General features: G+C 68.2%; 14 protein-coding genes and 1 tRNA gene. 8 read left to right on the plus strand and 7 right to left on the minus strand.

The window, feature by feature from the left end:
• Positions 1-247: 247 nt before the first annotated feature.
• From ACWD4G_RS07525 to ACWD4G_RS07540, 4 genes are all read left to right on the plus strand, one after another.
• The gene (locus ACWD4G_RS07525) at positions 248-1,453 is read left to right on the plus strand and encodes a helix-turn-helix domain-containing protein (RefSeq protein WP_451291276.1); all 1,206 of its coding nucleotides are present in this window, start codon (positions 248-250) and stop codon (positions 1,451-1,453) included.
• Positions 1,454-1,566: 113 nt separating this feature from the next.
• Entirely contained in the window at positions 1,567-1,773 is a 207-nt protein-coding gene (locus ACWD4G_RS07530) for a hypothetical protein (RefSeq protein ID WP_451291277.1), read from the plus strand.
• Positions 1,774-1,775: 2 nt separating this feature from the next.
• Positions 1,776-1,994 (plus strand): hypothetical protein, encoded by a 219-nt coding sequence (locus tag ACWD4G_RS07535; protein ID WP_451291721.1) that lies wholly within the window; start codon positions 1,776-1,778, stop codon positions 1,992-1,994.
• A complete protein-coding gene (locus tag ACWD4G_RS07540; protein WP_451291278.1) occupies positions 1,991-2,173 on the plus strand; it encodes a hypothetical protein in 183 nt (60 codons plus the stop codon). The genes ACWD4G_RS07535 and ACWD4G_RS07540 overlap by 4 nt, the downstream gene beginning before the upstream one ends.
• 216 nt (positions 2,174-2,389) lie before the next feature.
• Here ACWD4G_RS07540 and ACWD4G_RS07545 read toward each other — a convergent pair.
• From ACWD4G_RS07545 to ACWD4G_RS07565, 5 genes are all read right to left on the minus strand, one after another.
• Positions 2,390-2,462, minus strand: a tRNA-Arg gene (locus tag ACWD4G_RS07545).
• A gap of 214 nt (positions 2,463-2,676) precedes the next feature.
• Complete coding sequence (locus ACWD4G_RS07550) at positions 2,677-4,107, minus strand: hypothetical protein (protein ID WP_451291279.1); 1,431 nt, start codon at positions 4,105-4,107, stop codon at positions 2,677-2,679.
• On the minus strand, positions 4,100-4,981 hold the full coding sequence (locus ACWD4G_RS07555; protein ID WP_451291280.1) for a site-specific integrase: 882 nt from the start codon (positions 4,979-4,981) through the stop codon (positions 4,100-4,102). Before ACWD4G_RS07555 ends, ACWD4G_RS07550 begins: the two co-directional genes overlap by 8 nt.
• A 252-nt stretch (positions 4,982-5,233) precedes the next feature.
• Positions 5,234-5,911 (minus strand): hypothetical protein, encoded by a 678-nt coding sequence (locus ACWD4G_RS07560; RefSeq protein ID WP_451291281.1) that lies wholly within the window; start codon positions 5,909-5,911, stop codon positions 5,234-5,236.
• Between the two features lie 286 nt (positions 5,912-6,197).
• A complete protein-coding gene (locus tag ACWD4G_RS07565) occupies positions 6,198-6,659 on the minus strand; it encodes a hypothetical protein (protein ID WP_451291282.1) in 462 nt (153 codons plus the stop codon).
• Positions 6,660-7,090: 431 nt separating this feature from the next.
• On the opposite strand from ACWD4G_RS07565, the gene ACWD4G_RS07570 reads away from it, so the two are divergent.
• The 4 genes from ACWD4G_RS07570 (at position 7,091) to ACWD4G_RS07585 (ending at position 10,821) form a co-directional block, all read left to right on the plus strand.
• The gene (locus ACWD4G_RS07570) at positions 7,091-7,345 is read left to right on the plus strand and encodes a hypothetical protein (protein ID WP_451291283.1); all 255 of its coding nucleotides are present in this window, start codon (positions 7,091-7,093) and stop codon (positions 7,343-7,345) included.
• 110 nt (positions 7,346-7,455) lie between these two features.
• A complete protein-coding gene (locus ACWD4G_RS07575) occupies positions 7,456-8,526 on the plus strand; it encodes an ABC-three component system protein (protein ID WP_416981410.1) in 1,071 nt (356 codons plus the stop codon).
• Positions 8,523-8,996 carry an ABC-three component system middle component 2 gene (locus ACWD4G_RS07580; RefSeq protein ID WP_451291284.1) on the plus strand — a complete coding sequence of 158 codons (474 nt, stop codon included), beginning with the start codon at positions 8,523-8,525 and terminating at the stop codon, positions 8,994-8,996. Before ACWD4G_RS07575 ends, ACWD4G_RS07580 begins: the two co-directional genes overlap by 4 nt.
• A complete protein-coding gene (locus tag ACWD4G_RS07585; protein WP_451291285.1) occupies positions 8,989-10,821 on the plus strand; it encodes a hypothetical protein in 1,833 nt (610 codons plus the stop codon). The genes ACWD4G_RS07580 and ACWD4G_RS07585 overlap by 8 nt, the downstream gene beginning before the upstream one ends.
• A 39-nt stretch (positions 10,822-10,860) precedes the next feature.
• Here ACWD4G_RS07585 and ACWD4G_RS07590 read toward each other — a convergent pair whose 3' ends face one another.
• Positions 10,861-11,808, minus strand: a complete 948-nt coding sequence (locus ACWD4G_RS07590; RefSeq protein ID WP_451291286.1) for a glycosyl hydrolase — start codon at positions 11,806-11,808, stop codon at positions 10,861-10,863.
• Between the two features lie 84 nt (positions 11,809-11,892).
• Positions 11,893-12,894 (minus strand): LacI family DNA-binding transcriptional regulator, encoded by a 1,002-nt coding sequence (locus tag ACWD4G_RS07595; protein ID WP_451291287.1) that lies wholly within the window; start codon positions 12,892-12,894, stop codon positions 11,893-11,895.
• Positions 12,895-12,949: the final 55 nt, after the last annotated feature.

The following is a 12,949-nucleotide window of genomic DNA, read 5'->3' on the forward strand; positions in this document are numbered from 1 at the left end:
GTGCGGTCGGACTCGAACTCGGCGGGTACTCCTTCGGGAGGGCAAGGGCTGGAAACGTACGCGGAACCACTGACGGCCTTGCCCTCTCCAGTGGCCCCACGGGGCTGGTGGAGGAGTGCCCTTTCGCCATGCCCGGGCGTCAACAGCACGACGGCCCCCACGGTGTGGGGGCCGTACAACGCATACACCTGGAGCCGACCAGGCGTACCGTTCTGAGTGTCGAAGCCAGAACGGAAGCAGGTTCAGCATGCCACACCCCACTCGCCGGGACACCGGCGGAATCGGGGCGCGCATCGAAGAGGTAAGCGCCCTGCGCGGCTTCTCGCTGCGAGAGTTGGGACGCCGCGCCAACGTCTCCCCGTCGATGCTCTCCCGCATCATCAACGGCAAACGCCAAGCAAGCCCCGCCATCGTCTCCGCAGTCGCCCGCGCCCTGTCCGTCAGCATCTCCGTGCTGCACGGCCAGCCCTACATCCACCAACTCCAGGCCGACCAACTCGACCGGCTGATAACGCCGATCAGCTCCGCCCTGGACGACTGGGACATTCCCCTCAGCGAGGGCGACCCCCCGCCGCCCGACCTCGCAACGCTCAAGGCCCGGGTGGACAGGCTCAAGGAGCAGCGTGCCAAGGGCGAGTTCATCGAGATTGCCGCCGAACTCCCCGGCTTGATCACCGAAGTCAACGCCCAGTACCTCCTCAACGATCGGCCAGGGCACCGCCGCGAGCAGGCCGCCGAGTTGCAGGCGGAGGTGAGCCGCACGACCTGCGTCGTCGGCCGCAACATCGGGTTCATGGACTTGGCCCGCCTGGCGCTGTCCCGCATGGCGGTCGCAGCGACGCTGTCCGGCGACCCGCGCCAGGTCGCCATCGAGCGGTGGTACCGGGCCCAGTTGATGGCGGACGGTGCCCGGCATGACCGTGGGGTTCTCCTCGTGCAGCAGGCACTCAAGGACCTGGACGATGACGGCGAGCAGGCCACCAAGGCGGTACGCGGGGCACTCCACCTGAAGGCAGCTGTCTTGTCCAGCCGCCGCGGTGACTCATCGGGCGCGGACGATTGGCTTGCCGCTGCGGGGGAGATCTCCAAGGAGACGGGCGAAACCCGTGACTACGGCCTCGTGTTCGGGCCGGTGAACTGCACGCTCCACACCATGTCCGCATCAAACGACCGGGACAAGCACGCGCGTGCGCTGGAGAAGGCCCGCGAGGTGCGCCTGCCGGAGGACTACCCGAGTGCCCGGGCCGGTCACTACTGGGTGGACCGGGCCCGCGCGGAAACGTGGACGGCCCGGCACGACGACGCCTTCAAATCCCTGGCCCGGGCCCGGAAGGCGGCGCCCCAGCAGACCCGGTATCACCCGGGCGTGCACGAGACCGTCGCGACACTGCTGCGGGCACGGGCGAAGGCGCCGGGAGAACTGCTGGAGTTCGCGAACTGGTGCGGCGTGTAGCGGTCTCGAAGGCACCGGTCAAGGCCCCCAGTGTTGACAGTCGGGCAACGCTGGGGGCCTTCCTGATCGCCAGGATTGGACGGTAACCATCCCGTCTGTCCATGGAGCCGACCATGACCAGCCGCCCCACCACGATGGACCCGCCGCCCCTCCTTGGTCTTCCGCCCGAGGAGCCGAAGCCGCCGGCCGACTGCGAGCCGTGTGCCGCCCGGGTCCGGGAACGCTCCGAGGCCCGCAGCGAGGGCGACTGGTCGCAGGTGTCGGACATGAACGTTCTGATCCGCCGCCACCACCCGCCGCGCCGGAAGCGGAGGCGGTGACCGTGTACGAGCCGACCATCGGCGACACGGTCGAGGACACCGCCATCAGACGAGTCGGCAGGGTCATGGGATTCGTGGGCCCGTTCGTGCAACTGCGGCCGATCAGCGGCGGCCGGGAATGGGACGCCGAGCCGGACAACCTCCGGCGCCTCACCCTCGCCGAGGCCCTGAGCGCGAGCGTGGCGGCAGCCAACGCCCGGTCCAGGGGAGAGCGCCCGTGAGCGGGCAACCCGCGCCCGCCGGTCTCTGGGGTTATCCCGGCGAGACCGAGTACCGCACCTTCATCCACCACCTGTACGACTGCGAGGACTGCGGGTACGGCCAGGTCCGCTGCGAGAAGGCCACCGAACTGTGGCGGGAGTTCAAGGACGCCGAGAAACACGCGAAGAACCCCACATGAGCCCCTCGGCGCTGCCTCGGAACCTCGACACCGAGGACAGCCGTCCCGTGCCGTAGGGACGGCAGGCGACCCGCCCGACCTCCGAGTACATCCCGGTGGGGGTCTCCGCCTGCGGGGGCCCTCCTCCACAGACTGGGCTGGACCCTGGGCAGAAAAGAGGCTCCTCGTTCGAACGAACGAGGAGCCTCCCAGCCCTCTGACCTGCTACGCAGCCAGTGCCCCCGGCAGGATTCGAACCTGCGACACCCGCTTTAGGAGAGCGGTGCTCTATCCCCTGAGCTACGAAGGCGGGGCTTGTGCGAAACCTTGCGCGGAACTCGATGGACGGGTCGCGGTCAGGTCTCTCGGTCAAGCCCTGAGCGGCCTGGGGCAGGCCGCTGTGGCGTGGAGGCGAGCGGAGCCCGCGTGACACGCCGCAGCGCCCGCCAGGGCGCTCGATCCACAGGGTACCGGATCGGGGCTCGGGCGGGCGCTGGTGTTCTTGGAGCGGGCGGAGGGGGTGGTCAGGCCGTGTGGCTGAACATGGAGGCTCCTTCCTCGTGCAGTGCGCGGCTGGTCGAGTTCTGGGCGAGGACGAAACCGAGGGTCAGGAGTTGCTGGGCTTCGACTCCGTAGGAGATGAGGCGTCCGTTCCACAGGGAGGCGTCGAGTTGCGAGTGGCCCGACTCGGCGTCGCTTCGGTAGGGGTAGACGAGCTGATGGGTGCGGGTGAGTTCCGGTATCTGTTGCAGGTGCTCGGCACGGTGGAAGCCGCGTTCCTCGTCGCTTTGACCGGGTGGCCGTTCGCCTTTTCGGCTTGTCGTCCCGACGGCGACTCTGTGCTCGTGGAGGCCGTGTCGGCAGGGAATGGCCAGAAGGTGATACCAGCGGAACGTCTGGATTCCGCGTCGCTCCAGTCGCTTGATCGGTACGGGGACGAGTTCCGCGGTGCCGTCCGCGTAGTGGACTTTCTCCGCGATGCGTCCGTCGGCCGCCCACAATTCGTGGATGCAGCGACCGGGACGCAGTGATTCATAGAACTGCGGTTCGTTCCCTTTGTGCTGCTTGTTTACGACGAGGCCGCCGTACCGGGCAATGGCGTCCCGGTGTACGCCGCGGAATGCGCCGTCGTAGAGGACTCCCATGCAGCCAGGAGCCGCGGACATGATGTCTATGACGCCCTCGACGGCGACGGCGGCCTCCCCGCCCGGGTGGAGGTGGGGTACGTAGCGCGAGTCCAGAAACACTCGGGACAGGTAGTTCTCGTCTTTTCGGGCCGAGAAGAACACGTATTTCGGGCCGTACACCTCGGTGCCGCCGCCTTCCATCTGTGTGACGGAGGCGGGGTCGACACGGTGATATCGGATTTCGCCGGTCGTCATGTTCACGCTTTGGCCGGCCCGGGCCAGGGTCGGGGATTTGAGGACCGTGCCGTCGGCGGCTATCAGCTGGTGCCGCTGCGGGCTGCTCCACGACCGGGTCTCGTCCTCGGGGAAGATCCCCTGCTCAAGCGCCTGATCGAGGGCCAGCACCCGGTACATGTCCCAGAGGTCGTGCGAGTGCTCGCGCAGCCGTTGCTGGGCCCGGAGCCACTGGGAGCGGGTCGGTCCCGTTTCGGGGAGGACCGCGGCGGCCACGGTGCCGAGTTCGGCCCGTACTCCGGCCTTCAGGATCGTCCACACCTCCGGGTCTTCGAGGTGCGCGGCGGCGCGGCGTGCGGAGGCGAGCACGCTGCGGGCTGCCAGGAAGAAGAGGAACGCGACATCGGGGTAGTCGCGGGGCCTGCCGATCCTGCCGGGTGGCGGGAGCGTCTCGGCCAGCTCGTAGAGGTCGGGGTTGTGCGCGCAGTCAACGAGGCGCTCATGGAGTGTGCGGCGGTCCCTGTCGGTGAAGGCCCGCTTGCGTGGTACGCGCCGCGCCGGTGGGACGGCGTCTCCGAAGATGTCATCAGGCACGGCCGGCCTGCCCTTCCGGCGTACGGTGCGACCAGTCGTAACCGACGAGGTCGGCGGCCCGGTCCAGGGAGCGCAGTCCGAGTCCGCGTGCGACGTTCTCGACCTTTCCGGTCTCGTCGAAGATCCGTACCGCGGCGTACGCGGTCAGCGAGGCCGGTTTGACCCGTGGGTCGGTACTCAGCCCGATGCGGCGGATGAGGTCGGAGAGCGCGACACAGGCCCGGGCCTGTAGTTGTTCGTCCGCAGCGGGGGCCGAGGAAACGGCGAGCCGGGTGTCAGGGGCTGCTTCGGGGGTGCGCTGCTGCCGGCTGACAAAAGCGGCCCTGGCCTGGAGCACGCGCAGTGCCCACGGGTCGAGAGGGCACCACCGTGGATCGGTACGGGTGGAGCCGTGCATCCAGACAGCCGCGGCGTCCTGGCCGAGGTCACGGACGCGGGCGTGGCCGATCTCGCCGGTGTGCCCGCCGGAGAGGGCCAGGGCCGCTGCTGCGGCGTGCCGGCTGGGCCTGCTCACATACTCTGCGGCGTGACGAAGGGCGATGGCCTCATCCTCGTCGAGGGGGCGGATCAGGGTCCTGGTGCGTGCGGGCAGGCGGATGTCCCGGGTGGGGTCGGCGCCGGTGAGACCCAGCTCGCGCAGAGTCCGGTAGAAGGAGCGCAGGACGGCGCGGCGCTGGTGCAGGGTCGCGGTGGCCGATTCGCTGATCAGTCCGTGCCGGGTGCGCCCCTGGGCGAAGACGAAGTCCTCGGCGAAGTCGAGGGTGACCTCGTCCACGAGGAGGATTCCGCGGGCCTGCGCGTAACGCTGGTAGCGCTCCAGCAGCTGCCCGAAGGAACGACTGGTCTGCGGGGACATCTGTCCCTGGGAAGTCATGTCAGTCCAAAGGGTGATGGTTTGCTCGACGGCGCGCGCCAGCGTCACGTCCGCAGGGAGCATCGCGGGCGTGCTGGGGCCGTCGGACAGCGTTCGGTGGGGTCTGGGCGCGCGCGGGACGGGCATGGGTGGCAACCTCCCAAGGTGGTGCAAGTCCACACCAGCCTGGGGAGGGGTGCCCTCGGTGCGCAAACGCTCGCGCGCGCAAAGGTGACGAGGATGCGGGCGGGCGCTGAGGCCGCCGACGAGGTGTCAGGTCCGCTGGCGGGACAGCACGTCGTAGATCGTCGCGAGTGACCGCATGACCGCGCCGTAGTCCTCGGCGGTCAGGTGGAGAAGCTGATCCATGCTCAACGGGAGCACCAATCCGACCTGCGGTGCGGATGAATCGGCAGCCGGGGTCTGTGCCTGGTCCTGGTCCTGCGCCTCGCCGTGAGTCGCCTCCTCGGCTCCGACCGCCTTCGACAGACGGAGCGTTCCGTCGTCGTCGCGCTCGACGTAGCGTGCGAGCTCGAGCCAGTCGACGAGGTGCACCCACGGCGACAGGGTGGAGGTCGGGTAGGGCTTCATCGCCCTCGCGATGTCTTCGGCGCTGTATGCGACGCCCGCCTGTACGGAGTTGATCAGGAGCCGGTACACCCAGGAGTCACGCCAGGCTTCGCCGAAGACCGTCCTGGCGGCCTCGCGGTTGGCGGTCCACGACTGCCCGACACGTACGCCGGACACGGTGGGCGTCCATCCGGCAGGGCCGGACGTCAGCAGCCCGGTGTCGGTCAGGAAGCGCAGAGCAGGGGTGATGTCGCGTCGTTCCAGCCCGGTCTCCCGGACGAAGTCGCGGATCTTGGCTGCCGAGCGGCCGGTGGCGCATGTGGTGACGGCGGCGGCCAGGAGGTCCATCTGCCGGTTGGCCTGGATCCCGGTGGCCGGCATGCGGTAGGCAGTGGGTTTGGTGCTGGAAGCAGCCTTCGCTCCGCGGCCGCGTGGCGCGCGCCGGTTGGAGGAGCGGCCGGCTGGTCCGGACGAGGAAGCGCTCGTTTCGTGGGTCCTTGTTCCCTTGGTCGCCGCGAAGATCGGCGATTGTTTCGGAAAGGGCTCACGTCGGTCTCGCCGAATGGCCTAGGCTGGCCGTCGGTGTGTGAACCCTTGTCTGGAGGCATACGCCAACGGCCGCCGTGGGCTCGCAACTTGCGGCGGCCGATCTGTGTGTTGTGCGTCTTTACCGGGCCCGGGTGCCCTCCGATCCCGCCACGGCGAGTGAGTACCTGGACTTGCCGTCACGCCGGAGCGTCCCCTGCTGGACCAGCTTGCTGAGCCGTGCCCGGACGCTGGACGCGGAACTGCTCACGCCAAGCGCCTCGACCCTCCGTGCGATCTCCAGAGGGGGCAGGCCGCTTTCCCGGCGCAGTATCTGGAGGATGGCCTCCTCGATCGACGGACTGTGAGTGCCCTCCGAGCCGTTCGCGGTGTCGGCTTGTCCGTCAACCGTGGGGGACTTCGGGGCCTCGCCCGTGTAGATCCGCAGGGCGCGCAGCGCTGCCGCACTGTCCGCCAGCCGCTTCTCGAAGTCCGCGAGCCGCGCAGCAGCTTCGTCGCGCTCACGCCGGGCGCATTCGGCGCCTCGTTGCAACTCCTCGGCCTGCTCAATGAGTTGAGCGAGGAAGGTGGTGTGTTGAGACATCGATGTCGGTCACTGCCACCCCGCCCTTCCTGTCGACGCCGACCGCCGCATTCATGATCTGCGGCGACAGCATAGACAACAACAACTCACGCTGTCTGCAAGTCTGTTGGATGTGCATTCGCTCGTAGGTGCGCTGCGGCTTCCTGCTTTGGGTGCACCCGATCTGACCAGGGAAGATGAAAGTGCACGCACCCGCAGTGCACCTGGTGCTGCGGAGGGACGCCGTGAGGTGCGACCACGAGTGCGCTCTCGGTGGTGCAGTCGCAGAGGACTCGGTGGGGGCGACCGGGGTGAGGTGTGAGCGAAGGTCATCGTCGCGCCTTTACGCGCACGCGAGGCGTCTGGGCAGATGGCAAGGGGTGCGGGATCGGTGCGCCCGAGGGGTGTTCGGAGGAATTCAGGGCCTTACCTTCGCCGGCGCCAGGATCACCGTGGCCTCCAAACTGAGCGAGAGGCTGGCCCTGAGCGCGGGGTACCCGGCTCAGCCGGGCGGGCGTACGAAGGCGGCGTACTTCGTCGACGAGGCGCTCAAGGACGCGCGCTTCAAGGTCAAGTCCGCGCTGAACCCGTCCGGTGTGAAGATCGTCCACGAGCCCGGCGGCGCCGATCCACCTCATGGTGCCAGGCGTTGCAAGCCACGACCCCGGAGCCGGCAGAGGGCCCCCTTGTCGGCGCCCTGTCCATGAACGATCTCCGATGGTAAAAGTGGGCAGCGGCGTGTACTTGGGGGAATGGCGCACCGGGGGTAGGGGTGGACGCATTACCGCAGGGCGGTGGCCCGACGAACGCGGACGGCGTGTCCGTGTCGCAGTATGTGCCGCCGCCATCGGTCGTGCCGCACAACCAGTTCGACACCCGCACCCCCCTCCAGCAGGTCTTCTATTGGACGCCGGAGCAGTGGGAACAGTTCACCTGCGAGTGGGTCCGGATGCGCGGGGACGAGTTCGGCTACCTCGGCGTGGAGGTCCTGGGGGGTACCAACGACCGTGGCGCCGACGTCGTGGCTTTCATGAGTGAGCAGCGGCTGAACGGTGTCTGGCACTGCTACCAGTGCAAGCACTACACCGATGACCTCACGCTCGACGACGCGCTGCCCGAGATGATCAAGCCGTTTGTGGCGGCGCTGGAGACGAGCCGGACGCTCCCGGCCAGGTACATCTTCGTGGCACCGAAGATCCACCCCCGGCTCAAGGACCTGGTGCTGACCCCGGCCGCGTTGAAGGCCCGGTTTCTCGCGTACCTGGGCGGTCGGACGAAGCCGGTCACCGCGCTGTCCACCCAGACCCGGGCGGCCGTACGGGCGTTGGCGGAGCGCGAAGACTTCTCGATGTTCTGGACTGTGAATCTGGACGAGGTCCTGGAGATCTACAGCAAGTCGTCGCTGTTTGCCTCCCGCTTCAACCTGCCGCCCACCGGCAAGCCCCGCAAGCTCATTCCCCCTCCCGTGCCCCAGGTCAATGAGGCGCGCTACCTCCAGCAGCTCCTGGACGTCTACCAGGAGAGGTTCGGCGAGGACATCGCGACCGTGGAGCACGCTTTCGAACACCCGGACTCGGGGGAGCATCTTGGGCGACAGCGGGTGGCGTTCTTCGATGCGGAGGCCCTGCGCATGTATGCACGAGAGAGCATTGCGGGGGACACCTACGAGGAGCTGCAGGACGACGTGCGGACGAACCTGATCGAGGTGGCGGCCATCGACTACCCGTCGGGGTGGGACCGCCTCCAGCAGGTACTGAAGGCATCTGGGCAACTGAACCTCACCGGGTCGCCCCTGTTGCACCTCTTCCGCAACAGCCAGCGTCAGGGCATGTGCCACCAGCTGGCGAACGTCGACAAGCTGCACTGGTGCAAAGGAGGTCGCCGATGAATCCGCTCAACAGCCCGATCGAAGTGGGGATGCGGACGTTGGTTCTGCTGGCACGCAGCCATCCTCACCCACTGGACCTGTCCTGGCTGGTTGTCCTGGATCACGCCATGCTGCACAGCAGCCAGTTCGACGGTCCGCCCAGCCTCCATCCCCGGCTGCCGGCCCTGCCGGGCGAACTCGGCCTGAAACGGCAGCTGATGCAGGAAGGGCTGGAGGTCCTGCTGCGCGCCGGCCTGGCCACGGTGGAGGCGACCGACGACGGGCTCGTCTACCAGGTGACCCAGCGTGGCTCGGGTTTCGTCGGCATCCTGGAGGCCCCGTACGTCGGTGAGCTGCGTCAGCGTGCGCAGTGGGCCGTCGATCAGTTCGCCTCGACCACGGACGCCGTAGCGGCCACGCGTGACATCACGGCCCGCTGGCACGCCGAATTCACCGCCGGCACACGGCACCTGGGGGTCGGCCATGGCTAATTTCACTCTCACTCATCTGACGTACGCAGGTGCGGGGCTGCCGACGGCCAGGGTGGAGTTCGACCCGGTGTTCACGGTGATTTATGGATCCTCCAACACGGGCAAGACGTTCCTCGTCGACTCCATCGACTACATGCTCGGCGGCCATGTCCGTCCCTCGATACCGCGCGCCGAAGGATACGGACAGATCCTGCTCGGCCTTCTGCTCCCCGACGGCAGCCCCCTCACGCTGGTCCGTAAGCCCGGCGGCAAGAGCATTCACGTGCACAAGGACGACCTGAGGGAGCTGGTCCACGCCACCCCCGACGCGGTCGTCTCGGCCCGCAGGATCCGCAGCCGCCGTGACATCTCGCACTACCTGCTCAGCAAGCTGGGACTGGACGACACCTATGTCCGCACCAACGAGGGCGGCAACACCGACCTGCTCAAACTTGCCGACCTGACCCACCTCAGCGTGGTCACCGACTCACGCATGATCGATACGAATCCTCCCTCGCAGCGCACACGCGGCACGGCGGCCAGGACCACCGCTCGCTCGGTCATGAAGCTGATGCTGACCGGCGAGGACGAGCCTCCGGCGACCAAACTCCCCAACGCCGCTCAACGACGCGTTCAGCGGGGCAAGATCAACCTGATCGACTCGCTGGCACTGGACCTGCACGCCAAGCTCTCCCGCGACCAGACCCCCAACGAACTGCGAGATCAGCTGGCCCGGTTGGAAGCAACCCTCAACGACATGGCCCGCTCACTCGCACGCGAGTCCGAACAGCAAGCCCGCGCCGTCGCTGCCCGTGCACAACTTGCCGAGATGGATGCCGAGTTGGAAGCGCGCATCGGTGAGATGCTCGACCTGCTGGGGCGATTCGACATCCTGCGCCAGCAGTACGAGACAGACCTGGCACGTCTGGTTATGGTCAGTGAGGCCGGCAATCTCCTGGGCTACTTTCAGGTCGGTCGCTGTGTCTTCTGCGGGGCGGATCCTGAACATCAGCAGGCCCAGCACGGTCATCAGGAGACCACGCAGCTGCATGAGGCCGTGCTTGTCGAGTCCGCCAAGACCCACTCCCTTCTCGCGGATCTTCGACTGACCATCGAGGGACTGGAAGGCCAGCGTGACGAACTGGTCGAACGCCGCGCCGCCCTGACCTCGGAGACGGCCGAGGCGGACAACGCCCTGGCCCAGATCGAGGCGCGACTAGCCCCTCTCAACGAGGAACTGCAGGACACCGTCGCCGAGCGACTGCGTATCGAGCGCGACCTGGAACTGCGCGCACGGCTCGACGAACTGGAAGAGCACCGCTCTCAGTTGGTGGCCCAGGGAGCCTTGCCCTCCAAGCGGCGGGAATCCCTGATCGCGGGCAGGATATTGTCGTCGTTCGACGGCATCTTCCAACGCACCCTCGATTCCTGGCGCATCCCCGACGTGGATGGTGCCGGCTATGACCCTTACAGCGGGGACGTCAGCGCCGGAGGAACGACGCGCGCGGCCCACGGCCGGGGTATGCGAGCACTTCTGCACGCCGCGTTCTCGATTGCCCTGGCCCGCTACTGCTTGGATCGCAGACTCCCGCACCTCGGCTTCCTCGTCCTGGACTCGCCCCTGGTGACGTACAAAGAGCCGGACTTTGACGCCGACCGCATCCCCCCGAACGTGATCGACCATTTCTACCGCTCTTTCCTGGCTTTCCCTGGCCAGGCGATCGTCGTCGAGAACGCGACACCGCCCCCAGACGTCATTGAGCAGGCACGGATCATTACCTTCAGTGGCAGCGGGGCCCGCCCCGGCTTCTTCCCCGCCCGCCCCAGCACCGCCAGCCGGACCTGAGCCGCACCGAGCCTTCAGGCAGGCGCCTTTCACGGAGTGTCAGCAGGGGGAACGCCCCCGGGACAGATCGAGCCGCACCGGCTCGTCGCGGTCGCAGCGCAGCACTCCGTCGACGACCCGCGCGGCGGCGACCTGGAGGGAGGAGCGGCGGCTGGCGTAGGAGCCGTCGTCATCGGTGACGCTGCCTACGCGGCCCGGGTGGGTGAAGTAGAAGATGTAGGCGGTGTCGCCCTGGACGACCACGTCGGCGTGGAGGCCGATGGTGCCGTCGTCGGGGCGGCTGCCGGGCTTGTCGAGGATCAGGCCCTGGTGGTCCCAGGTGGTGAGGTCGGCCGAGCGCAGGACTCCCTGACCGCGCCACTCGTCGACGAGCATCCAGTAGTGGCCGCCGAGTTCGAAGACGTTCGGGCCCTCGTGGGGGCGGTGGCCGACCGCGAGGCCAGTGGGCCGCCAGCGGTAGAGGTCCGGGCTGTCGGCGGCCGCGGTGAGCGAGCCGTAGGTCTCGTCCTTGAACCACATGCGCCAGCCGCCGCCCGGCAGCGGGAAGACACACGCGTCGATGACACGGTCGGAGCCGAGGTCCAAGGCGCCGTGGTGGGTCCAGTCCAGCAGGTCGGGGCTGGTGTAGTGGCGGATGCTCGCGGAGCCGTTCCAGTCGTCGCGGATGCCCTGGATGTAGCTGACGTACATGTGGTAGAGCCCGCCGTGCCAGATGATCTCCGGCGCCCAGAACGTGTTCCGGCCCCACTCGATGTCCAGGCCGGGGAGGGTGCCCCGGTAGGTCCAGGTACGGCCGCCGTCCCCGGACGAGGCCACGCCCAGGTCGGTGCCGTAGACCCAGGAGACACCGGGGCCGGGGGCGGTCGTACGGCGGTTGGTGTAGACGAGCCACCACTCGCCCGTCTGCTGGTTGAAGACGGCGACGGGGTCCGCGGCACCGTCGTGGATCGGGTCACGGAAGAGCGGCGCGGCGGCTATGGGGTGCACAGAGGTCTCCCTGATGCGTGAGGGGGGAGGCGGCTTCGGGGGTGGGCCACCGTGGGGGGTCGGGGTGGGCGGTCGGCGGTGGGTTCAGCCCCCCGTGGACTCGCGGATCACCAGCGAGAACTCGCCGACGGACTCCTCGTGGTCGGTCGTGGGCTCCTGCTGCTCGATGCGGCGGATCAGCAGGGCGACCGCACGCTCGGCCATGCCGTCGTGGTCCGGGTCGATCGTGGAGAGGGAGGGGATGAAGAAATCGCTCTCCGAGACGTTGTCGAAACCGATCACCTTCACCTGGTCGGGCGCTCGTACGCCCGCGTCGGCCAGCCCCCGCAGCACGCCCATGGCCAGAGAGTCGGTGATGCAGAACACGCCGTCGAAGTCGAGCCCGCTCTCCGTCATCTCACGGGCACGACGCGCGCCCTCGCGCATGCCGAGCCGGTCCACCTGCTGGATCAGGGCCGGGTCCCAGGGCAGTCCGGCCTCCGTCAGAGCCTGCCGGTAGCCGGTGAGGCGGAGGCTGGAGGTGTCGATCTCCTCGGTCGCTCCGCACAGGAACGCGATGCGCCGGCAGCCCCGCTCGATCAGGTGCCGGGTCGCCGCCCGTGACGCTTCGAGGTTGGGCATGGCGACATGGTCCACGGGGCCGCCGAAGATGCGGTCGCCGAGGATGACCACCGGGTGGTCCACCCGGAGCCGCTTGGTGTCGGCCTGCCCCATGCCCGCGGCGCAGAGGATGAGCCCGTCGTACAGCCGGTTGCGCGACAGGGACAGCGCGTCCAGTTCGTTCTCCCGGGACGCGGTCTGTTCGATGCTCACCCGCAGGCCGCGCCGCTCGGTCGCCGTGATGATCGAGGCGGCCAGCAGGCTGTAGTAGGGGCTGTTCAGTTCGGGGACGGCGAGACCGATGGTGCCCGTACGGCCCTTGGCCAGGTTACGGGCCGCGACGTTCACCCGGTAGTCGAGGCGGGCCATGGCCTCCAGGACCTTCTCCCGCGTCGCCTTGCGGACGTTCGGATGGTCGTTGATGACGTTCGACACCGTCATTGGTGACACTCCGGCGGCCTTCGCCACGTCCTGGATCGTTACCACGCCTGCCCCTGGTCTGCGTTCTCGAACCCCACGCGCATGCTATGCCTCACATCGC

The sequence above is a fragment of the Streptomyces sp. NPDC002643 genome, from assembly GCF_053592555.1.

Bases quoted from the DNA above. Each gene is read 5' to 3' on its own strand.
- ACWD4G_RS07560 (WP_451291281.1), bottom strand. From the start codon at position 5,911: ATGCCGGCCACCGGGATCCAGGCCAACCGGCAGATGGACCTCCTGGCC.
- ACWD4G_RS07530 (WP_451291277.1), top strand. From the start codon at position 1,567: ATGACCAGCCGCCCCACCACGATGGACCCGCCGCCCCTCCTTGGTCTT.
- ACWD4G_RS07525 (WP_451291276.1), top strand. From the start codon at position 248: ATGCCACACCCCACTCGCCGGGACACCGGCGGAATCGGGGCGCGCATC.
- ACWD4G_RS07585 (WP_451291285.1), top strand. From the start codon at position 8,989: ATGGCTAATTTCACTCTCACTCATCTGACGTACGCAGGTGCGGGGCTG.
- ACWD4G_RS07580 (WP_451291284.1), top strand. From the start codon at position 8,523: ATGAATCCGCTCAACAGCCCGATCGAAGTGGGGATGCGGACGTTGGTT.
- ACWD4G_RS07565 (WP_451291282.1), bottom strand. From the start codon at position 6,659: ATGTCTCAACACACCACCTTCCTCGCTCAACTCATTGAGCAGGCCGAG.
- ACWD4G_RS07555 (WP_451291280.1), bottom strand. From the start codon at position 4,981: ATGACTTCCCAGGGACAGATGTCCCCGCAGACCAGTCGTTCCTTCGGG.